General features: G+C 61.9%; 21 protein-coding genes. 15 read left to right on the top strand and 6 right to left on the bottom strand.

The window, feature by feature from the left end; all coding sequences use genetic code 11:
- Positions 1 to 822, top strand: an 822-nt coding sequence (locus CIK74_RS16405) for an HNH endonuclease signature motif containing protein (RefSeq protein ID WP_141392981.1), incomplete at its 5' end; no start/stop codon positions are given.
- On the opposite strand, the gene CIK74_RS16400 is transcribed toward CIK74_RS16405, so the two are convergent.
- A complete protein-coding gene (locus CIK74_RS16400) occupies positions 810 to 1,283 on the bottom strand; it encodes a VanZ family protein (RefSeq protein ID WP_096257374.1) in 474 nt (157 codons plus the stop codon). The two genes, CIK74_RS16405 and CIK74_RS16400, sit on opposite strands and share 13 nt — an antisense overlap.
- Positions 1,284 to 1,461: 178 nt before the next feature.
- Here CIK74_RS16400 and CIK74_RS16395 point away from each other — a divergent pair, with 178 nt between their 5' ends.
- The 7 genes from CIK74_RS16395 (at position 1,462) to CIK74_RS16365 (ending at position 12,034) form a co-directional block, all read left to right on the top strand.
- Entirely contained in the window at positions 1,462 to 2,796 is a 1,335-nt protein-coding gene (locus tag CIK74_RS16395; protein ID WP_096257386.1) for a DUF4872 domain-containing protein, read from the top strand.
- 146 nt (positions 2,797 to 2,942) lie between these two features.
- The gene (locus tag CIK74_RS16390; RefSeq protein WP_096257372.1) at positions 2,943 to 4,094 is read left to right on the top strand and encodes a GuaB3 family IMP dehydrogenase-related protein; all 1,152 of its coding nucleotides are present in this window, start codon (positions 2,943 to 2,945) and stop codon (positions 4,092 to 4,094) included.
- Positions 4,095 to 4,307: 213 nt separating this feature from the next.
- The gene (locus tag CIK74_RS16385; protein WP_240520571.1) at positions 4,308 to 5,099 is read left to right on the top strand and encodes an SURF1 family cytochrome oxidase biogenesis protein; all 792 of its coding nucleotides are present in this window, start codon (positions 4,308 to 4,310) and stop codon (positions 5,097 to 5,099) included.
- A gap of 37 nt (positions 5,100 to 5,136) precedes the next feature.
- Positions 5,137 to 5,601, top strand: a complete 465-nt coding sequence (locus CIK74_RS16380; RefSeq protein ID WP_096257370.1) for a DUF3817 domain-containing protein — start codon at positions 5,137 to 5,139, stop codon at positions 5,599 to 5,601.
- A 158-nt stretch (positions 5,602 to 5,759) separates the two neighbouring features.
- Complete coding sequence (guaA, locus tag CIK74_RS16375; RefSeq protein WP_170947921.1) at positions 5,760 to 7,346, top strand: glutamine-hydrolyzing GMP synthase; 1,587 nt, start codon at positions 5,760 to 5,762, stop codon at positions 7,344 to 7,346.
- Positions 7,347 to 7,568: 222 nt separating this feature from the next.
- Positions 7,569 to 11,723, top strand: coding sequence for a DNA helicase (locus tag CIK74_RS16370; protein ID WP_240520570.1), 4,155 nt, complete (start codon positions 7,569 to 7,571; stop codon positions 11,721 to 11,723).
- Positions 11,720 to 12,034, top strand: coding sequence for a hypothetical protein (locus CIK74_RS16365; RefSeq protein ID WP_096257365.1), 315 nt, complete (start codon positions 11,720 to 11,722; stop codon positions 12,032 to 12,034). The genes CIK74_RS16370 and CIK74_RS16365 overlap by 4 nt, the downstream gene beginning before the upstream one ends.
- On the opposite strand, the gene CIK74_RS16360 is transcribed toward CIK74_RS16365, so the two are convergent.
- The gene (locus CIK74_RS16360; RefSeq protein ID WP_096257363.1) at positions 12,031 to 12,726 is read right to left on the bottom strand and encodes an SAF domain-containing protein; all 696 of its coding nucleotides are present in this window, start codon (positions 12,724 to 12,726) and stop codon (positions 12,031 to 12,033) included. The two genes, CIK74_RS16365 and CIK74_RS16360, sit on opposite strands and share 4 nt — an antisense overlap.
- A gap of 67 nt (positions 12,727 to 12,793) precedes the next feature.
- A complete protein-coding gene (locus CIK74_RS16355; protein ID WP_096257361.1) occupies positions 12,794 to 13,414 on the bottom strand; it encodes a 5-formyltetrahydrofolate cyclo-ligase in 621 nt (206 codons plus the stop codon).
- A 116-nt stretch (positions 13,415 to 13,530) separates the two neighbouring features.
- Between CIK74_RS16355 and CIK74_RS16350 the strand changes: the two genes are divergently transcribed.
- Entirely contained in the window at positions 13,531 to 14,148 is a 618-nt protein-coding gene (locus CIK74_RS16350; RefSeq protein WP_096257359.1) for a GNAT family protein, read from the top strand.
- A 182-nt stretch (positions 14,149 to 14,330) separates the two neighbouring features.
- On the top strand, positions 14,331 to 15,161 hold the full coding sequence (locus CIK74_RS16345; RefSeq protein ID WP_096257356.1) for a hypothetical protein: 831 nt from the start codon (positions 14,331 to 14,333) through the stop codon (positions 15,159 to 15,161).
- 87 nt (positions 15,162 to 15,248) lie between these two features.
- On the opposite strand, the gene CIK74_RS16340 is transcribed toward CIK74_RS16345, so the two are convergent.
- Positions 15,249 to 15,749: an Lrp/AsnC family transcriptional regulator gene (locus CIK74_RS16340; RefSeq protein ID WP_096257354.1), complete on the bottom strand. Its 501-nt coding sequence runs from the start codon at positions 15,747 to 15,749 to the stop codon at positions 15,249 to 15,251.
- Positions 15,750 to 15,860: 111 nt separating this feature from the next.
- Here CIK74_RS16340 and CIK74_RS16335 point away from each other — a divergent pair, with 111 nt between their 5' ends.
- The 5 genes from CIK74_RS16335 to CIK74_RS16315 all read left to right on the top strand — a co-directional run bounded on the left by CIK74_RS16335 (position 15,861) and on the right by CIK74_RS16315 (position 19,804).
- A complete protein-coding gene (locus tag CIK74_RS16335) occupies positions 15,861 to 16,334 on the top strand; it encodes an NUDIX hydrolase (RefSeq protein WP_096257353.1) in 474 nt (157 codons plus the stop codon).
- Positions 16,335 to 16,372: 38 nt separating this feature from the next.
- Positions 16,373 to 17,203: a glycine betaine ABC transporter substrate-binding protein gene (locus tag CIK74_RS16330; RefSeq protein WP_096257351.1), complete on the top strand. Its 831-nt coding sequence runs from the start codon at positions 16,373 to 16,375 to the stop codon at positions 17,201 to 17,203.
- A gap of 69 nt (positions 17,204 to 17,272) precedes the next feature.
- Positions 17,273 to 18,493, top strand: a complete 1,221-nt coding sequence (locus CIK74_RS16325; protein ID WP_096257349.1) for a pyridoxal phosphate-dependent aminotransferase — start codon at positions 17,273 to 17,275, stop codon at positions 18,491 to 18,493.
- Positions 18,494 to 18,658: 165 nt separating this feature from the next.
- A complete protein-coding gene (locus CIK74_RS16320) occupies positions 18,659 to 18,886 on the top strand; it encodes an antitoxin VbhA family protein (RefSeq protein WP_096257382.1) in 228 nt (75 codons plus the stop codon).
- A 54-nt stretch (positions 18,887 to 18,940) separates the two neighbouring features.
- On the top strand, positions 18,941 to 19,804 hold the full coding sequence (locus tag CIK74_RS16315; protein WP_096257347.1) for a PPK2 family polyphosphate kinase: 864 nt from the start codon (positions 18,941 to 18,943) through the stop codon (positions 19,802 to 19,804).
- A 5-nt stretch (positions 19,805 to 19,809) separates the two neighbouring features.
- On the opposite strand, the gene CIK74_RS16310 is transcribed toward CIK74_RS16315, so the two are convergent.
- On the bottom strand, positions 19,810 to 20,553 hold the full coding sequence (locus tag CIK74_RS16310; RefSeq protein WP_343251933.1) for a ZIP family zinc transporter: 744 nt from the start codon (positions 20,551 to 20,553) through the stop codon (positions 19,810 to 19,812).
- A gap of 24 nt (positions 20,554 to 20,577) precedes the next feature.
- Positions 20,578 to 20,808, bottom strand: coding sequence for an exodeoxyribonuclease VII small subunit (locus CIK74_RS16305; RefSeq protein WP_096257346.1), 231 nt, complete (start codon positions 20,806 to 20,808; stop codon positions 20,578 to 20,580).
- Between the last annotated feature and the right edge of the window lie 3 nt (positions 20,809 to 20,811).

The raw sequence follows: 20,811 nt of genomic DNA, 5'->3' as shown, positions 1-20,811 counted from the left end.
GCGCAGGCTCGGGTCAACCGTCCTCCGCAGGCCGGCACGGTTGATGAGTCGGCTAGTGCTACGGACTCTTCCTCTGCTGAGCAAGCTACTGCCGAACCCGCACCCGCTGCTGCTGCTGAGCCAACCACCACACCAGAACCACAAGACGAAGCACCTGCACAGGCGGCCGTAGCAGAACCCACAGTAGAACCCAGCATCTTGGATTTCTTACCCGAAGGGGCGTTGGAGGAAGCAATCTGGGAACCAGAAACCACCGAACCCCCAGCGACGGTCCCCGAACGTGCGCTCAACGCGTTGATGGACCTCCTCACCACAATCCCCACCAACAGCGGTGGTGGTAGCCAACGGATCAGGCCTGAAGTTCTCGTGCATTTGAAGCTCGAAAATTTGCAGGACCTCGCCTCAGGCGATGCCCGCACCGCCCACGGGGTGAAACTTCCGCCCGGGGATTTGAGACGGTTGTTATGCGAAGCAGATATCATCCCGGCAGTATTCAATTCGAAAAGTGAACTGCTTGACTATGGTCGAGCCCAACGGTTGGTGCCGGAGAAACTCAAACGCGCCGTCCTCGCACGTGATCATGGATGCATTGTGCCTGGCTGCACTGAGCCACCGGAGAAGATTGAGTTCCACCATATTGATCCGTGGTGGATGGGTGGGGAAACGAAGTTGATCAATTTGGCTGGTCTGTGCCGGGGTGCGCATATGGATGCTGATTCGGGTCGGATCAAGATTGTGGTGGTTGATGGGTTGCCGCACGTGATTTTGCCGAAGCATATTGACCCTGCGCAGTTACCGCGGCGTAATACTTACTGGGACTGATCTCCGATCGGGGCTGAGCCCTGCCCCTCGGCCCGAACCTTCCGACGACTACGCGACCAGAGTAACCAACACAGCGCGCCAAGCAGTGCGCCCAAAGAATTGGCGAGAATATCAAAGCCCGACGCAAAACGCTGCGGGAGAAATAACCACTGGCTCGCTTCGATCAGTGAAGTTGCGAGCACTCCAAGCCCCACCGCCAGCCAGAAGCGCCGCAGCCCAAAGCCCATCAACAACCCCAACGGGATGAAAAGTGCGATATTCGCGCCGAACTCCACCAGATCATAGCCAACAAAGTTCGGCACGCCCACCGAATGCAGCCAAGCTAAAACACTATCCAAAGCACCCCGGGCCGAGGCATCCACCGGCGTTGGCCAGAGCGCAACACAGATCAGCCCGAGCAGATATAGCGCAGGCAATACCCACAGGGCACGAAGGGGGAATCGGGAAGAAGAAATCGGCACGGTCCTTGGAAGCTAGTTTCGAAAAATTGACGAGCTGCCAGCGGCGGCATGTGTCGGGACCCTCATAGTTTAGCCAGTCGCGGGTACCGGTGCGGAAGAAACACCGAGCCCACCCCACGTAGAATGTAGGCACGACGCCACGCAACGGTGCGCGTCACCGGCAACGAAGGACATGATCTTGGCACAACCCGCGAATCTGAAGAAGCTCGCCCGTGAACGCATGGCTCGAACAGGCGAGAGCTACACGACCGCGCGCAAGAACATCCTGACCGATAAGCCCGAAGGCCCTCGCGCGGCCCGCGCAGCCGCCGCACGCAACTACGCCCAAGAGGCTAAAGACGCGCGATACGCTGAAAAACACGGCAAACCCAAACCAAAGCCCAAGCCTGCACCGGCACCAAGCCCGGCAGAAGAGTTGCCCGAGTACCCGGCCCCGACCGAAGTCGTGCAGTACGACGCGGGCCTTTGGCACCGAGTCCTCACCCAAGCCGGCGTGAGCAACCCAGCCACCGGTGAACCGCTAAGCGAGGCACTGCTGGCAGGACTTGCCGGCGGCATCGGCTTCATGGCCTTCACCTTCGAGTACGAGCAGGCCACCACGGTCACCCTCGTCACCCGCGCGCACCCAGAGCCATACACGCAGAACCTGTTGCGTCGCTGCGGCGCCAAGGTCACCGAACGCACCACCGGTTCATCAGACAGCGCTACCGAGTACCTCGATGCGGGGCTGGACGCAGGCCGCGCGGTTGTCGTACGCGTTGCGGTCAGCGCACTGCCATGGATCGAAGCCGGCGAGGTGGATGAGGCAGACATCATCGACGTCGCTATCGTCGGTGAACACGAAGATGACCTGCTCATCGATGATGGCTCCGGCGCACTGATGCCGATCAGCCCAAACGATCTGGCCGTCGCCCGCGCCAAGCGCAAAAAAGAAAAGAACTGGCAAGCCTGGATTCCGTCGCGCCGCTCACCAAACCTGGACACGCTCAGCGCCAACGTACTGGAAGCGGTCACCGAAACTAACGGCCGACTGCTTGGCACCTTGGAACTCAAGGGCATCCCGGAGCACTTCGCAAACCGCGTCGGTATCGCCGGAATGCACACCTGGGTTGAAAGCCTGCGCGACACCGACAGCAAGAAGGGCTGGACGCAGATCTTCGCCGATCCGCAACGTCTGGAAACCGGACTGGCACAGCTACACGGTTTCATGACCGATACCCGCTTTGGCGGACTCGGTGGCTTACGCGGACTCTACGCAGACTTCCTCGATGAGTGCGAGCAGTTCCCGGGCCTTGAACCGCTGGCCGAGCACGCCGCGGATTATGCGCAGCTCGCAGCTGACTGGATTGACTTGAGCGAAATGGTCGATCCCGAGATAGACCCAGAAACACGCAGCGAGCTCTTTGCCCGCATGGCCGATCAAATGGAAAAGATCGCAGCCGCCGAAGAACGCGCCGCCACCGCATTGGCCAGCACGCTCAGCCGCCTGAAGGCCAGCAAAACCGAGCGCTAAACGCGCTGTTGATACGCCACATTGGGTAATTTGCGGTGAACTTGCTCACCGTAAATCAGCCAAATAACGCCCCGTACCCGTAGTGGTGCGGGGCGTTGCGCGTTGACCGAAGCGGGAATCTCCGCGGAACTTGGTAACCTTGTTAGGTGAGTAACGAGATTGAGATCGGCCGTGGCAAGCGCGCCACGAAGGCATATTCCCTGGACGACGTAGCGATCGTACCGAATCGCCGAACCCGTGATCCCAAGGACGTATCGGTCTCTTGGCAGATCGACGCGTTCGCGTTTGAAACCCCCATCTTGGGCGCACCCATGGATTCGGTGACCTCCCCGGCCACCGCAATCGCCCTGGGCAAGCTCGGCGGCTTAGGCGTGCTGAACCTTGAAGGACTGTGGACCCGCTACGAAAACCCGGAACCGGTACTGGCTGAAATTGCCGGGCTGCGTTCCGAGGCGAGCACCCGCAACGATTCGAAGATCACCGCGAAGCTGCAAGAACTTTACGCGGCTCCGATCCAGCCTGAGCTGATCGGCACCCGTTTGGCAGAAATCCGCGAGTCCGGCGTGGTCGTGGCGGGCTCCCTGACCCCACAGCGCACCAAGGAATACTCCCAGGCGGTCATCGATGCCGGCGTTGACATTTTTGTCATCCGCGGCACCACCGTCTCGGCCGAGCACGTCTCGCAGAACACCGAACCACTGAACCTCAAGCAGTTCATTTATGAGCTCGACGTTCCCGTCATCGTGGGCGGAGCGGCCGGTTACACCCCGGCCATGCACCTGATGCGTACCGGCGCGGCCGGCGTACTGGTCGGCTTTGGTGGCGGCGCGTCCTCCACCACCCGCCGCACCCTGGGCATTCACGCACCGATGGCTACCGCCATTGCCGACGTGGCAGCGGCCCGCCGCGACTACATCGAAGAAACCGGTGGCCGTTACGTGCACGTCATTGCCGATGGTGGCCTGGGCAACTCCGGAGATATCGTCAAGGCCATCGCCATGGGCGCCGACGCAGTGATGCTCGGTACCGCCCTGGCCCGCGCCGAAGAAGCACCGGGCGCCGGATACCACTGGGGGATGGAAGCCGTGCATGAGGTCAGCCCACGAGGTGACCGCGCGCAGATCGGTACCGTCGGCTCGCTGGAGCATGTGCTCTACGGACCGTCCCACGAGACCAATGGCACCTCCAACTTGGTTGGTGCCTTGCGCCGTTCGATGGCTACCACCGGCTACTCCACGCTGAAGGAATTCCAGCGCGTGGACGTGGTGCTCTCACCATACGAGTCCGACCGCTTCTAAGCATTTTCATTCAAGCCCGCCGTAACCCAGCAAAGGTTCGGCGGGCTTGAGTACTTTAACGCCCCAGTTCCAAAGCCAGCTCCACACGCCGGCGAAAAAGTCTCAACGATCAAGCCCAGCCAAAAGTTCCCCGGGCACCGCCCAACGTGAAGTAGGTCAATCTCACCCCCGGCGCATTGGAACTTCTACAAGCAATCGAAGTACCGTTAGAGTGTGCTGAAAACCGCTTTCAAACCCAAATGGATCGCCGCCTTACTCGGTGCGTTGCTGTTTGCCACCGGATTTGTGGCCCTCTCGGGCTGGCAATTTGGTTCGTCCACCACCGAACCGGTGGTCAAGATCGATGAAACCGAGGTGCCGGTCCCGCTGACCGAGCACTACGCTCCGGGCGTCGAAATGCTGGGCAGCAAGGCAGACCAAATCGTCGAGTTCTCCGGGCACTTCATCCCGGGCACCGATGTGCTGATCAAGGACCGGGTCGACGATGACAACCTGGGCAACTGGGTGGTGTCCGCCTTCGCCGTCGATGGCGCCAAGGATGACGCGGCGATGGCAGTGGTCCGCGGCTGGCAGCCGGAAACCACCACACCGTCCTCAGCACCGAAGGGCACCATTGAGATCACCGGGCGTCTGCTGCCTCCCGAGGGTCCGGAACTAAACTACGACCTGCGCAACCCGGCACTGGCCACCTTGTCTTCTGCGCAGCTGTCCAACAACTGGGACTTGAAGCTTTACACCGGGTTTGTCACCGCACATGAGCTCACCGCCAATGGCCAACCGGTCACTCAGCCTGGCCTGGAGTCCATCTACGTCGGCCCGCAGCCACAAGAGGCACAGATCAACTGGCTGAACGTGTTCTACGGGATCGAATGGGTAGTCTTCGCAGGCTTCGCGTTCTTCCTCTGGTACCGGATGGTGCGCGATGACTACCAGCGCGGCATGGACGACATCGCCGAAGATGCCGCCGCCCAAGCCGCCGCCCGCGAGCAGCTCCCAGAGAACTAATTCACCACCCTCACAACTTCGAAAGGACTTCGAGCAGATGTCCAGCACCACCCCCACACCGCGCCCCCGCAAATTTGGTGGAACCCCGGCGCAGATCCGTTCGGCCGCAAAATTTTACAAGGTGTTCGCCTACGCGACCGGCGTGATGCTGTTGCTGCTCGTGGCCGAAATGGTCCTGAAGTACTTCTGGCAGCTCGAGCTCTTCGTCGGCGGTGAACTGCTGGACGGCGCCGCCAACACCATCGGGATGCTGAACCGCGCCGAAATCAGTGGGGGAGTGAACATCTCGCTGATGATCCTGATCGTGCACGGCTGGATGTACGTGGTGTACCTCTTCGCAGACTTCCGCCTCTGGTCGCTGATGCACTGGCCATTTAGCCGCTTCATCACCATCGCCTTAGGCGGGGTCATCCCGTTCCTCTCGTTCTTCACCGAACGCACGGTGCACGCCGAGGTGGACGCCGAGCTGGCCGCCCACCCCAAGGCCGCCAAACGTTACTAAAGCCCGACTTATTGGGTCAGAAATTCCTCGTCACACTCGTTGTGGCGGGGATTTTCCGTACCCCGGCCGATCACAACGCCCCATTACAAGCCCCCGGGTGATACTGATGACATGCTTACTGCGCATTGACCGCGCGCTGAACCAGTAGACTAGAGATCGTGACTACTGCTGACCTCACCCCAGAACATAAGCCGGTTCTGGTCGTCGACTACGGGGCCCAATACGCGCAGCTGATTGCTCGCCGCGTACGTGAGGCCCGCGTGTACTCGGAGATCGTCCCGCACACCCTGTCCACCGAAGCCATCTTGGCCAAAAACCCTGCAGCGATCATCCTTTCCGGTGGTCCCTCCAGCGTTTACGCCGACGGTGCGCCTTCCGTAGGCGCCGACCTGTTCGAAGCCGGTATCCCGGTCCTCGGAATTTGCTACGGCTTCCAAGCCATGGCAAACGCCCTGGGCGGTACCGTCGCGGAGACTGGCCTGCGTGAATACGGTTCCACCCAGACCAGCTTTAACGGCGAAGCCCGATCCCTGCTCTCCGGTGCCGACAAAGCACCGAACGTATGGATGAGCCACGGCGACTCGGTCTCCAAGGCACCCGAAGGCTTCGAGGTGCTCGCGACTACCGCCGGCGCCCCGGTTGCGGCTTTCGCCAACGAGGCCAAGCGCCTCTACGGCGTGCAGTGGCACCCAGAGGTTAAGCACTGCGAGTTCGGTCAGGACATCCTGGAGAACTTCCTCTACAACGGTGCAGGTTTGGCCGGAGACTGGACCGCCGGCAACATTGCCGAGGAACAGATCGAACGCATCCGCACCCAGGTCGGCGACGGCAAGGCCATCTGTGGCCTGTCCGGCGGCGTGGACTCGGCAGTAGCCGCTGCCCTGGTGCAGCGCGCCATTGGCGACAACCTCACCTGCGTTTTCGTCAACCACGGTCTGCTGCGCGAAGGCGAAGCAGAACAGGTGGAGAAGGACTTCGTCGCCGCCACCGGCGCGAAGCTCTACATCGCCGACGAACGCGAACGCTTCCTCACCGCACTGGACGGCGTCACCGATCCAGAAACCAAGCGCAAGATCATCGGCCGCGAATTCATTCGCGCCTTTGAAGCCGCCGAGGTAGCAATCCTCAAGGCCGAAGCCGGCACCGGGGAACCGGTCAAGTTCCTGGTGCAGGGCACCTTGTACCCGGACGTTGTCGAATCCGGCGGCGGCGAAGGCGCAAGCAACATCAAGAGCCACCACAACGTGGGCGGACTACCAGAAGATCTGGACTTTGAACTGGTGGAGCCACTGCGCACGCTGTTCAAGGACGAGGTCCGCGCGGTAGGCCGCGAGCTGGGTCTACCCGAGGAAATCGTGGGACGCCAGCCATTCCCCGGCCCAGGCCTGGGCATCCGCATCATCGGTGCGGTCAACGAGGAACGCCTGACCCTGCTGCGCAAGGCCGACGCGATCGCTCGCGCCGAGCTGACCGCCGCAGGTTTGGATGATGAAGTGTGGCAGATGCCGGTAGTACTGCTGGCCGACGTCCGCTCGGTAGGCGTGCAGGGCGATCACCGCACCTACGGTCACCCGATCGTGCTGCGTCCGGTCTCCAGTGAGGACGCGATGACCGCAGACTGGTCACGCCTGCCTTACGATCTGCTCTCCAAGATCTCCAACCGCATCACCAACGAGGTTGACGGCGTGAACCGCGTGGTGCTCGACGTGACCTCCAAGCCACCTGGAACCATCGAGTGGGAGTAACCCCACAGTTCTAGCCGGCACGGTGTAAACCGTGTGGCCCAAGCGGAACCGCCTGTGCTCAGCCGCCCTTCACCGGGTGCGCGAGAACGGACCGGTTCCGCTTGTCCGGTTTAAACGTGTTTCGTGGGCGCATTCTGCCCCACCGGTGCACTACCTTTGAAATGAGGCGTGTAAGCTTTTCCGCGCGCCGTGATGGTCGGTTCAGTGAAGGGAATAACTGTCGTGACTAGTGGCCAAAATGCTGCTGCCGAGCGCGTATCCGCCTGGGTGAAATCCCTGGGCCAAAGCGCCGGCGCCGATACCACCTTGCGGTTTGCTCCGTCGACGTCGAACAGTCTCGACATCACGCATGCAAATCCATCGGGGTTGGCCCAGTTTCTAGCGGGCCGTCGTACCCGTCTGTCCACCTTGTTGCACGATGCCGATCAGTTTGCGACCGCTAAGCGGACAGCACGGGCATTAAGCGCTAAGACCACCGAGTTGTGGGATGAGCGCGGCATCGACGTGGGCTACCTCGCCGCAGGTGTCGCCAATTGGCGCGCGGTACATGAGGGCAAGAGCGAGCCGGTCTCCGCACCGATCATGCTTGGCCGGATCACGTTGTCCAAACATCTGGACCACGACGACTACGACATGCAACTGGTAGGCCGCGCCGAAATTTCCCCGGCCTTCGTCCGCCAATTTGAGACCGATCACAACACCAAGGTCGACGTGGAAGCGGTAGACGCCGCCGCCTACTCGATTGCCCGCTTTGACCCGGTGCGTGGCATGGATGCGCTGCGCCAGCAGCTCTCCGAGGTCCCCGGGGTAGTGGTTGGACACCGCCTGCTGGTTTCCACCTTCTCCGATCTCATTGACCCGGCCGATCCGGCAATCCTCACCGGAGCGCACCCGGTGATCGAGGCGCTGATCCGTGCCGAGGAACGCGCAAGCGATCCCACCGAAGCCGCCGCGCAGGCAGCACAGCCCGAGGCACCAGCCGAGGCGAAAACTCAAACTCAGGCAGAGTCCTCCCCGCAACCAGAGGCGGAAGCAAAGTCCGAGGAATCGAGCGGATCGCGTCTGCGCCGGGTCGCCAGCCTGATCAAGGACTCCTCCAAACCACGGCGCACCACCCCGGCCACGGCGCCTGCCGCCAACTCCACCCGTAAGGTGCACACCGGCACCAGCGTGCTGGCCAAAAACAGCGACGAACGCGACCCGGCAGATGAGCTTTACCTGCTGGACGCCGACGAGTCCCAGGCGAGGATGCTCGACTACATTGCCGCCGGCGAATCGGTGAGCATCAACGCCGCTGCCGGCACCGGCGCCACCCAGACCGCACTGAATGCCGCCGGCCTGCTCGCCGCCAAGGGCAAGCGGGTGCTGGTGGTCGCCGAGCAACGTTCAGCAGCCGAAGAATTTGTGCGCCGCTTTAACGAACAGCTCGACGCCGGCAGCCTGCTGCTGGAACCCAATGAGGATCCCGACGCGCTGCGCAACCTGCTGATCCGTGCGATCCTGCGCAATGAGCGAGCCACCGAACCACAGCTGGGCGGGTTGCTCAAGAAGCTGCGCGAATCGCGCGGAGCCCTGCACGAACACGTCAAATCCCTGCATTCGGTGCGTAGCCGTTGGGGCTGCTCACCGTACCAGGCGATGCAAGAGCTTGCTCGACTGACCTCGCTTGACCCGGCACCATCAACCACCGTGCGGCTTAAGCGTTCGGTGCTTGACTCGATGGGCCAGCGTGGCCATGTGGCCGCGCAGCTCAAGCGCGCCGCGCAACTGGGCGCGTTCTCCAAGTCGCACACCACCAGCCCATGGTTTGGCGCGCCGCTACGCAACCAAGAAGCCACCGAGCAGGCACTGACCCTCGCCGGAGGCCTTGGCCGCGACCTGCCGATCCTGCACGAACATATGCTCAAAATCGCCGCCCAGTCGCAGATCCGCCTAGAGGACAGCTACGACAAGTGGGGAGACCAGCTGCAGTTGCTGGTCGCCGTGCGCGGTTCGCTGGACAAGTTTGAGGCGGACATCTTTGAAGGTGACATCGACGATCTGATCGCCGCCACCGCCTCCAGCGCTTGGCGCCGCGAACACGGGGTAGAGATGGGCTCCATCGTGCGCTCCCGCTTGCGCAAAATCGCGAAGGAATACGTGCGCCCCGGCATGCACGTGGCCGATCTGCAGGCAGCCCTGCAAGCGGTCTCCATCCAACGTGACGCCTGGCGCGCCATCGCCACCAGCCAGCGCAACCCCGCCGTTCCCGGCGGGCTGCTGGACGTGGAGGCCGGTTATCACGACGCCGGCGCACGCATCGACAAGCTTTCCGAGATGCTCCCGCCACAACTGGGTACGGGACTGCGCGAAATGCCGATCGCTGAGCTGCTGGACATTATTGCCGCGCTGGTGGACCGCAAGGAAGACCTGGCCGAACTGCCCGAGCGCACGCTCATCGCCGAACAGCTGGCCGAAGGCGGACTGGCAGATCTGCTCGCCGACTTTGCCGACCGTGAAATTGACGCGGACGCCGTCGACGCGGAACTTGAGCTGGCCTGGTGGCAGTCTGCACTGGAGGCGATGATCTCCGGCGATGACTTCCTAGCGATGAACGACGGCGCGAAGCTTGAAAAGATCGAGGCCGACTACCGGCTGGCCGACGGCGCGCACATTTCCTCGGGTCCCTCACGGATCCGCTGGGAGTTGGCCCGCAATTGGAAGGCCGCCTTGGCCGATCACCGCGCCGCCTCCCGTCAGTTGCGCGCAATCCTCAAGGATGGCACCCCGACCGTGGCCGGGCTGCTCGAATTTGGTCCGGCGCTGGTCAGCTCGTTGACCCCGGTCTTCGTCTCGGCACCCCTGCTGCTTGGCAGCGCGTTGCCGGCAGATACCGAGTTCGACGCGGTGATCTTGCTAGAGGCTAACTACCTGACCCTGCGCGAGGTGCTTGACGCGATCCGCCGCTCCAAGCAGGTCATCGCCATCGGGGATCAAATGCTCGGCGGGCCGAAGCCTTTCGAGGTGTCGGTTGATCCCACCGCACGGCTGAAGGAACGCAACCCGGGACGCTCCGCGCTCAGCGCGCTGAACGAAGTTCTGGTCACCGGCACCCTGTCCACCGTGTACCGCGGGATCGACGAGGGCCTGGTCGAACAGCTCTCGCGCACCTACTACGATTCGGCGATCTCCCGGCTACCGGTTGCGGTCACCATCACCGGCAGCAGCCCGCTGCTGACCGGAGTGTACGTGCCCGATGCCACCGGCACGCTGTCCAACAGCGAGGACGGGGTACAGACCACCGCTGCCGAGGTCGCGAAGGTCGTGGACCTGGTCTTTGCGCACTTCGCAACCCGTGGGACCGAGTCACTGGCGGTCATCGCCTCCAACCGTGCCCACGCCGCAGCCATTGCCGAGGCAATCCGGGTGCAGCTGCCCAACCATAAGTACGCGATGGATTTCCTGCGTTCCAAGGTGGAACCATTTGTGGTCACCACCATGGACCGGCTCATCGGGGTGCGCCGCGACGCGGTCATCTTCGCCTGGGGTTATGGACGCACACCGCACGGCAAAACCCTGCACGAATTTGGTGCGCTCTCCCGCGAAGGCGGCGAGCAGCTCTTCGTTTCGGCGATGACTCGTTCACGTAAACGCATGACGCTGGTGTCCTCATTGCTACCGGCCGATGTGGACCTGGACCGGGTGTACCGCGGGGCCTGGCAGTTCTTCGAGCTCTTCGGCCGGGTGGAAGCCGGGGATTCTGGCGTCAGCACCGTGGGTAGCCCACGCTTTGATGCGCTGGTCTCCGATCTGGCCCGGCGCCTGCGTGAACGAGGCGCAATCGTGGCCGAGGACTACCGCGGCGTGCTTGATCTTTCAGCGCACGCGCTGGACATGGACGGCGATTCGCCGGTGCGACCGCTGGCAGTGGTTTACGACGGGACCGAGCACTATGCCGGGTTGACCGTGCGTGAACGCAGCCGGTTGCGTCCGGAGTTCTTCGAGAACCACGGCTGGCGCTACGTGCCACTGTGGACCATCGACGTGTTCACCGATCCGGCCTCGGTCACCGACCGGTTGGCGCGCAGTTTGGAGTTGGCCCCGGCCGCCTCCGCGCATCCGCGCACCGGTCCGCGTACCAGGGTTCCGATGGCGCCTCCGGTCTCCGCGAGCAGCGTGACCGCGCAGCCCGCCTCGGCAAAACCAGCGGCCAAGTCGACCGACAAAGCAGAAGCAAAAGCAGAAGCAAAGGCAGAAGCAAAGTCAGCAGCAAAGCCGGGTCAGGAAGCAGAGTCCGCACAGCAGCCAGCGACCCCGGCGCCGATCCCAGCCAGCGCCGACGCTGCCAAAAATGCACCAGCCGAAGATCAGCAGACGCAGAAACCACAGGGTAAATGAGCGAGCGTGCGGGGCATCAACCGGCGGGTAAAAAACCCGCCGGCCGGGTCAAGCGACCCCGGGTCATTGCCCCGCCGCAACAGCTGAGCGCGAAAGTTGAACTCACCGGTAGTTACACCCCGGTACCGGTAGTGGCGTCGGTGGACCGCGCGTTAGCTACCGGGCTGCCGCCATCGACCAAGCCCAGCGCAAAAACCGGCAACCCGATAGCAGAGTTGCGCGCCAAGGACGATGACCCACGCCAGTGGGGAGACAATGTAGAAGATTTGGCCGAAAGCATGAAACGCGACAAACCCCCACACTGGGGTTAGTTCACCAGCACCGCCGAAACCTTGCCACGGGACACCGCACCGGAGAGCTCATCGGAATACTGGTTGGCCGCGGCCACCACGATAATTCCTTCACCGCGCACGGTTGCGGCATTAAACATGCCCAGCTGTCCCTCGCCAGAAGCCGGAACCCATAACACCGGCACCGCCCGAGCAATGGTTTCAGAACTAATCTTGGCCTCAAAACCATCCCCGGTGGTCAGCACAATGTCCACCAGCTGCCCCGGATGCATTAGGCTCACCGTGGCAGGATCGCTGAGCCTGATGGGCACCGCAACGGTCCCGGCAATGGTCCCGGTCAGCAGATTTGGACCCACCAGCAGGTGCTCGCGCAACACCGTCCCGGCGGGAACCGCCACCGCCAGGCGTTGGCCGATCACCGCCTGTGGTTCGGTCAAAACCTGGTTGTCCGCCGGATCCAACGGAATACTCAGCAGCTGCACCTGATCGGCGCGAACAATCTGCCCCGAGGGCAGATCACCGCTGGCCACCACCACCTCGCGTTGGGCCAGCTGCCCCTCGGCGAGCACATTGATGCCCGCGGCCACCGCCAGCAACAGCAGCACCAGGGCCAACGGTTTACGATAACGCCGCAAAAGCTGATGGCGCGTGCGTGCTGCCCGGATCTTTGGCCGCGGAATCACCGGGGTGCGGCGTCGAGATAAATTACTCATACCCCTAAGCAAACCCGCCAACACTAGGAACAGCCACGCACCGGCCGCGAACTGTGGGCAAAGCGCACTAGCGCGGGTCGATGGTATGGAACTGTTGCTCGGTGATCACCACATCCACCGGTCGATCATGGGCTTCAACCGGGAAATCGCCGGTGGGCACAAATTCGGATGCATACACCAGCGCGACCACCCGGGTGGCTTGCTGCTCGATGAGCGGGAGGAACCGGTCATAGTACCCGCCGCCCTGGCCCAACCTCAGCCCCTGCTGATCAACTAACAGCGCGGGGATAAACAGCGTGTGCACCTGCTCAAAAAGCCGCGCATCGTGACGAACGCCCACCGGTTCATCCACCGGGGCCAGCGCGCTGCGCCGTAGTTCCACTCCCGGGCTCCAGCGCACCCACCCCAACTGGTATTGCGGCTGACACACCGGCAGGTACACTTCGATGCCGGCGTCGACCAGCGCGGTTAACAACACCGAGGTATCTGGCTCTTCGGCCGTTGAGAGGTAGGCGCCGACCCGCATGGCGGTGTCGGTAGATTCGGCCAGGTACTTCATCGCCTGCGCGGCCAATTTTTGCGCCAACAGGTCCCGCGTGCTGGGGGACAGGGCGCGGCGTGCGGCCCGCGCGTGTGCACGTCGGGATTTTTTCTCCGCGCCGAAGCCAGCGGTGTTTGCTGCGTTCATGGGCTCCAGTCTACTGCCGACCAAGCAACCACCCACCGCATACCCTCCAAACACCCGCCGCTGTCATATAACCACAGGTGAACGCCTCAAGACCCGAGCAGAGATACGATGAGTGCATGCTGAGTTTTCTGCGCGGGCGCGACGCCGTGGCACCACTGTCCTCGGACCGACTGCTGCTTCGTGAGATGACCCTGCGCGATCAGCTCGCCTGGATTGACCTGCGAAACGCCAACGCCATGTGGCTTAAACCCTGGGATCCAACTAACCCGCTGGGCGCGCCTGAACCCATGAGCTTCAGGCAGATGCTGGCGGCTAAACGCGCCGCCGCACACGCGGGCACCGGCTACTCCTGGGTGATGACCTTGCCGCAACTGCATTCAAAAAATCCGCCGATCATCGGACAAGTCTCGGTCAGCGGCATTCAGTATGGGGCCGCACGCACCGCCTCCATTGGCTATTGGATCGATAGTTCCCACGCCGGGTTCGGCCTGATGCCCGAGGCCTGCGCCCTGGTGATCGATCACTGCTTCCAAACTCTGGCGTTACACCGGTTAGAGATCAACATTCGCCCGGAAAACGCTGCCAGCCTGCGCGTGGTGCAAAAGCTTGGTTTCCGCGACGAAGGGCTGCGCAAGGGATTTTTGCACATCGACGGCGCCTGGCGTGATCATCGAACATTCGCGCTAAACCGCGAGGAACTCAAAACAACGATGTTAGAACGTATCTACGAATAATCGTGCCGTTTGACTCGCGTACGAGCCTTGAGCACCCCAGAACCCACCACGACTTGCGAATTCTTGTAGACACACCGCAAAATCTGCCCGTTGATGCCCCGCGCGTTGCATAGTGTTGACTGATGAAGTCCACCGTTGGGCTTCACTGAATTTGACCGTTCACTCGGTGTGGGAGGACCCCTATGGCTAACACGTCACAGAGCGTATCGCAGCAGCAACAGCCTGCCGCGATAGGCCTCAAGATTCGTGTGCGCTATGGGCGCTTAGCCATCGCGGTGCTCGGCCTGCTAGCCGTCGTCGCCACGCTGATCGGTTTGCTGTTGGCGCCATTTACCGCGCTGACTTTTACCACCGTCGGCATCTTTTTCCTCGTGGCCCTTGGCTCCGTAGCCTCGTTGCGGGCGCTGGCGGTGCTCGATCGCAACCGTAAGCTACTCGAACACCTCGAAGCCACCCGCGAACGCGCCCTAGATACTCCGGCCTTCGCCGATCAAGCCAACCAGGTGATCATCCGCAAGCCCAGCGATGATCAGGTGTTCGACGCCCGCCCGGGTTCGGCTCGCCGCGCTCCGGCAATCACCGCCGAAGAGCTGCGCTCCGAGGCAGTGCGTGTGGCCCGCGGGGACGGCGGCGTGAAGCAGCCTGCCACCTGGGAGCCAACAAATATTCCTAAGCCCACCTATGTGGCGGTGCGTGAAGCCACCCAACGCGAAATTTCCGCTCGGGTCCGTCCGGAACCAATTCCGGTGTCCGTTCCGCTACGCCCCACCAAGCGCATCAGCTTAAAGGCCGATCAGGACGCCAAGCGTTTGGCCGCCGAGGTTTCGGCCGAGGAACGCGCGGCGATCATCTCCGTTGGCGCCAAGGCCGATCCCCAGTCCGCCGAGCCGGCAACCCCGGCGGCTGTAACAGCCCCGGCAGCTCCGGCAACCGAGGCAGCACCAGGCACCCCGGCCGCCTCCAGCAAGGCGAAGCTGAACCTCGACGCCGTCATGCAGCGCCGCCGCGCCTAAAAAATTACCGCAGAGCCACTGAATACAAAGACCCGCACCCTGGAAAGGATGCGGGTCTTTGTGCTTGCTGGGTCTCGCGCAAGAAAATTATGCGTCGTGCCCCGGAAGCGGGCCGCGGTTACCCAACTGGTGGTCGAAGACCAAGGTGGTTTCGGTATGCCCCACAGATTCGTCGGTGGCCAGATTATCGAGCACCCAGTCGCGCAAGGCCTCGGTGGAGCCCACCGCAATATGCAGCATGTAGTCGGTGGCGCCGGAGACATGGAACATCGAGAGCACCTCGGGCAAGGCCGGAATGCGTTCGCGGAAGGTATCGATCTTTTCCCGATCGTGGGCGCGCAACTTCACGGAGATCAGTGCCTGCACGGTGCGTCCCACCGCGGGCAGCGAGACCTCGGCGTGGTAACCGGTGAGGATTCCGCGGTCCACCAGCGAACGGGTGCGCAGCAACGCGGTAGACGGGGCGATCGAAGCACGCTGCGCCAGCGTCGCATTGGAGATGCGGGCATTGCTGACCAGCTCGTCGATGATGATTCGATCAATCTCGTCGAGATCGTTGCCGAAAGGTGACTCTGGGTGCGATGACATAAGAATATTTCACCATACCCGGCCCCGTTCGTTGAAATGTTTGGGTGTTTTCCTTGGTCCCCGTGGCGCCCGCCTGCCACGAAGAAGCGCAATCGTCGATATATTTAGGGTATGACTCGACGTTCTGAATCCACCGGTGAACCCTTCGATACCCGACTGGCGGCCTACGTCCTGGTCGAACACGAGGACAAGGTGCTGCTGACCTTGTGGGATATGCGCCACCGCGATCCCAAGTTCACCCCGCGCTGGTCCCTGCCCGGAGGCGGCATCGACCTGGGGGAGCAAACCATCGACGGGGCCATCCGTGAGGTATATGAGGAGACCGGCTATAGCGTCGGAAACCTCAGCCTGCTCGATGTCACCACCGGGATCATCCCGGCCGCCAGACGATACTCCGGCGATGATTGCCCGATGCAGACCGTGGCCGTCACCTACCGGGCCAAGCTCTTAGGCGGCCAACTACGTCACGAAGTTGCCGGCTCCACCAGCCAGGCCGCCTGGTTTACCCGGGAAGAAATTAAGGCACTGAACCGCATCGAGCGGGTCGATCTGATCCTGTCTTTAACCGGCCCCGGCGTGCGCTGAGCCGCAAAACCACCGAGCTAGCCTAGAATCTAGGGGAGATGAACTTACCTAAAACCGCCACCTTCGGCGCGCTGACCCTGGCCGTGACGCTGTCTTTGACCGCCTGCACCGGTGGCGATCCCGACCCGGTGGCGCAGTCCAAAAACATCAGTATTTCGGTGGCCAGCGGCACCTCTGCCACCGAGCTGACGCTGGGCACAATTTACGCCGAGGCACTGCGCTCAGCCGGCTACCAGGTCACCGAGTCTGAATCTAGCGCCAACCCGTACCAGCAGGTGCTCGACGGGCACGCGGATCTGGCCATCTCCACCGCGGATCACACCACCGTCGAGGGTTTTAAAACCGCCGATCCGGCCGTGCGCGCGCTGCAGCAAAGCGACGCTCAAAGTACCCCGGTGCTGGTGATGAGCGCCGCCGAGGCCACCAGCCACGGCGTGGATTCAGTTCCGAGCCTGGCCGCTAACTGCCAGAAGCTGGAATTTATCGGGGTCGCCCCGCAAACCGAGGCGCTGAGCAGTGCGCTGGCCGCCGAGGGCTGCACCAAGCCCCGGTATAAAACCGTTCCCGCGGCACAATTAGCCAACCAGCTGCGTGCCTCGCTGAACCGGGTAGTGATACTCGACTCGGCCGATGCCATCATCGGCGATGAAGGTTTTGAGATCATTGCGGGTAGCGAAAAGATTTTTGAGGCCAAAACCGTGGTGCCACTGGCCGAGGACCAACTGGACCAAGAGGCGCAAAACCTGATCAACTCGGTCACCAAAAAAATTGATCAAACCTCGCTGATCGGAATCAACCGGATGGTCAGCGGCGTGGACGCGCTGGATCCGCAGACCGCGGCCGGCAGGTTTAAGATCCTCACGCAGTAGCGCAACACCGGCAGGTCATCAGCCGACCCGAAGGCGCGCGGCGCGTGCCAAACATGAGAAAGTGAACCCATGGCAGAATTCAAGCAATCCACGAAGCTTCACAACGTCCTCTACGACATTCGCGGGCCCCTGCTTGAACATGCGCAGCGCATGGAATCCGAGGGGCACCGCATCCTAAAGCTGAATATTGGCAATCCCGCCACCTTCGGTTTTGAGGCACCGGACGCGGTGTTGGTGGACATGATCCGCAACCTGCCCAACGCGCAGGGCTACTCGGACTCGCGCGGCATCCTTTCGGCGCGCACCGCGGTCTCGCAGTACTACCAGACCCGCGGCATCCAGACCATTGGGGTCGATGATGTGTACCTGGGCAACGGCGTCTCCGAGCTGATCACGCTGAGCCTGAACGCGCTGTTGAACAACGGCGACGAAGTGCTCATCCCGGCCCCCGACTACCCGCTGTGGACCGCCTCGGTTTCGCTGGCCGGCGGCACCCCGGTGCACTACCTCAACGTGGAAGAGGAGGGCTGGCTGCCGGATCTGGAGGATATGGAAGCGAAGATCACCGATCGCACCAAGGGCATCGTGATCATCAACCCCAACAACCCCACCGGGGCGGTGTACCCGAAGGACACCCTGGAGGGGATCCTGGAGCTGGCGCGCAAGCACAATTTGATCGTGTTCTCCGATGAGATCTACGAGAAGATCCTCTACGACGATGCCGTCCACATCAACACCGCCGCCCTGGCCGACGACGTTTTGGTGCTCACCTTCTCGGGCCTGTCCAAGGCTTACCGGGTCTGTGGTTTCCGCGCCGGCTGGATGACGATTTCCGGTCCCCGGCATCAGGCGACCAACTACATCGAAGGCATCAACCTGCTGACCAACATGCGCCTGTGCGCAAACGTTCCGGCGCAGCACGCGATCCAGACCGCGTTGGGTGGCTACCAGTCGATCAACGATCTGATCCTGCCCGGCGGGCGCCTGAAAGAACAGCGCGACGCCGCCTACGACCTATTGCAGGCAATCCCCGGGGTGAGCGTGCAGAAGGCCCAGGGTGCCCTGTACATGTTCCCGAAGCTGGACCCCGAGGTCTACCCGATGCACGACGATGAGAAGTTCGCACTCGAGCTGCTCAAGGCGCAGAAGATCCTGATCACCCAGGGCACCGCGTTTAACTGGCCTAAACCCGATCACTTCCGTCTGGTCACCTTGCCCAACGTGCGCGATCTGACCGACGCGGTGGGACGCATCTCGATGTTCCTCGAAGAATGGCGTGCCCGCGCCTAAGCGAAGCCGTTCAAAACCCGTGTGCCACAAACAAATGGCACACGGGTTTTTTGCGTTTATGGCCAAAGAAAACTCTGCTTCGCCGAGCTGTTCTAACAACGGTAAAACCTCGAACTGCCTGAGCAAACACGGTAAAATTGAACCATGTTCGAAGGGGGCGCAGAGGTGTCTAAAATTCTTGATCTTGAGTCACGTTGGCCCGAGCTATTTGCGGGTCTTGGCAGTCAAAGTCGCAACGCCATTGTCCAAGCTTTTGTGGCTTCCTGGCATGAAGGTTGGGAGCCGAATCGCGAAGACGTCGAAAATCTCACGAATTTTGTCCGTGGCACCTATGAGCGCGCAGAGTACCTGCGGCGTGCCGGTGCGCTAGCAACCCAGATGCTTCTCAAATAGCACAGCCGACCAGTAGGCTAACAAACAACGTCCGTGCCATGAGTTGGGAACCAAATGAGCGATTACCCGCAGAACCTCGTCCAAGCCCTGCGCGTGGTAAGTGAGGTGGATTTATCCATTCGCGCCACCAACAACCCCAATTGGTGGCCGAAAGATGCCCCTAAAAATAAAAAGGCTGCCGAGCAACGGATGGAAGCGATCGCCGAGGAGCTCGCCGATCTGCAAGAACGACTGTTCGCCGCCGCACTCCACGAAGAACTATCCGATTCACTACTGCTGGTGCTCCAGGGCATGGACACCTCCGGCAAGGGCGGGATCGTACGCCACGTGATGGGAATGTTCGATCCACAAGGCGTGGAACATCATGCGTTTAAGGCACCGACCAAGGAAGAACTGGCTCACGACTTCCTCTGGCGGGTAGAAAAACAGCTACCGGCTCCCGGGATCATCGGCGTTTTTGACCGCTCGCACTATGAAGACGTGCTGATCCACAAGGTGCAAAAGCTCAGCAGCGAGCAGGAAATTGAGCAGCGTTACCCGCAGATTCTCGAATTTGAACGCCGGCTGCAGGCGCGCTCAATTCACCTGCACAAGGTGATGCTACATATCAGCAGCGAGGAACAGTATGAGCGGCTCAGCGAGCGCTTGGACCGGGCGGACAAGCATTGGAAGTACGCTCCGGGGGATGTGGATGACCGACTGTTATTCGACGAGTATCAGCGTGCCTATGAAGTCGCGATCGGACGCACCGCAACCGAGAGCGCCCCGTGGTACGTGATTCCGGCGGATCAAAAATGGCGCGCCCGTTTGTGCGTGGCCGAACTACTGCTCCAGACGCTGCGCGGTATCGACCCCCAATGGCCGAAGGCAGACTTTGATCTGGAGGCCGAACGCAAACGTTTGGACGCTACCAAATAGGACGGTTAAGCGACGGTGTGCACGGCGAAGGCGGTGAGGAATCCGGCGGTCGCGATGAGCCCGGTGTAGTCGTGCTCCACCTTCCAGGCCTCGGGAATCATCGTGTCCGAGACCATGGTGAGGATGCCGCCGGCGGCCAGCGCAATCGCGAACGCGGTAATTGCCGGATCGGTGAGCGAGAGTAACGCGTACCCGGCCCAGGCGGAAATTCCGGCGGCCAGGGTGACCGCACCCCAGAGCGCAAAGATGCCACCAGCTTTTTTACCAGCCTCTTTTTGCGCTGCGGTGCTGGCCAGTGCCTCGGGAATGTTGGAGATGAAAATCGCCACGAGCATTGCCGGGTTGACCGCGCCGCCGGCGACCAGTCCCACGCCGAGTGCCACGGATTCGGGGATTCCATCGATCAGCGCGCCAATGGCCAGCGCATTACCCGAATTTGCCTCGCTGCCAGCACCGCGCCGCCGCGAACGCTTGGCAACGATCCGGTTGGCGAAAAAGTAGATTAGCGCGCCGCTGACCAATCCCAACGCGGTGACTAGCAGCCCGCCGCCCTCGTAGGCTTCGGCGACAAGCTCGAAGGCCAACGCGCTGATCAGTACACCGGCGCCGAAGGCTAACACGCCGTTGACCAGAACCTTGGGCAGTTTCAGCCACCACCCGGCGGCTGCGCCAAGCAACAGCGAAGCCCCAGAGACCAAACCCCATATGAACGCCCACCAAGCCATATCCATAGGGCTCAGCGTAGCCACAAATCTGCCCGGTGGGCAGGGGTGTTACTGCTCCGTCGCGTTTTCTACGCGGGCGCGAGCCTGATCGAGGCGTTCGGAGACGCCGTTGAGCCAATTTTCGCAGTGCGTCGCCAGTGCTTCGCCACGCTCCCACAAAGCCAGTGAGGCTTCCAAGGGGACGCCGCCGGTTTCTAACTGATTAACTACGTTCATCAGTTCTTCGCGGGCCTGCTCATAGGAGAGGTTTTTGATGTCTGCCGGGATTTGCTCGCTCATGTT

Source organism: Glutamicibacter sp. BW77, from assembly GCF_002332285.1.
Lineage (GTDB): Bacteria > Actinomycetota > Actinomycetes > Actinomycetales > Micrococcaceae > Glutamicibacter > Glutamicibacter bergerei.
The sequence above is the reverse complement of the archived record's forward strand: the minus strand, read 5'-3'. Positions and strand labels throughout refer to the sequence as shown.

Bases quoted from the DNA above. Each gene is read 5' to 3' on its own strand.
- CIK74_RS16380 (WP_096257370.1), top strand. From the start codon at position 5,137: ATGTCCAGCACCACCCCCACACCGCGCCCCCGCAAATTTGGTGGAACC.
- CIK74_RS16365 (WP_096257365.1), top strand. From the start codon at position 11,720: ATGAGCGAGCGTGCGGGGCATCAACCGGCGGGTAAAAAACCCGCCGGC.
- CIK74_RS16360 (WP_096257363.1), bottom strand. From the start codon at position 12,726: ATGAGTAATTTATCTCGACGCCGCACCCCGGTGATTCCGCGGCCAAAG.
- CIK74_RS16355 (WP_096257361.1), bottom strand. From the start codon at position 13,414: ATGAACGCAGCAAACACCGCTGGCTTCGGCGCGGAGAAAAAATCCCGA.
- CIK74_RS16350 (WP_096257359.1), top strand. From the start codon at position 13,531: ATGCTGAGTTTTCTGCGCGGGCGCGACGCCGTGGCACCACTGTCCTCG.
- CIK74_RS16345 (WP_096257356.1), top strand. From the start codon at position 14,331: ATGGCTAACACGTCACAGAGCGTATCGCAGCAGCAACAGCCTGCCGCG.
- CIK74_RS16340 (WP_096257354.1), bottom strand. From the start codon at position 15,749: ATGTCATCGCACCCAGAGTCACCTTTCGGCAACGATCTCGACGAGATT.
- CIK74_RS16335 (WP_096257353.1), top strand. From the start codon at position 15,861: ATGACTCGACGTTCTGAATCCACCGGTGAACCCTTCGATACCCGACTG.
- CIK74_RS16330 (WP_096257351.1), top strand. From the start codon at position 16,373: ATGAACTTACCTAAAACCGCCACCTTCGGCGCGCTGACCCTGGCCGTG.
- CIK74_RS16325 (WP_096257349.1), top strand. From the start codon at position 17,273: ATGGCAGAATTCAAGCAATCCACGAAGCTTCACAACGTCCTCTACGAC.
- CIK74_RS16315 (WP_096257347.1), top strand. From the start codon at position 18,941: ATGAGCGATTACCCGCAGAACCTCGTCCAAGCCCTGCGCGTGGTAAGT.
- CIK74_RS16305 (WP_096257346.1), bottom strand. From the start codon at position 20,808: ATGAGCGAGCAAATCCCGGCAGACATCAAAAACCTCTCCTATGAGCAG.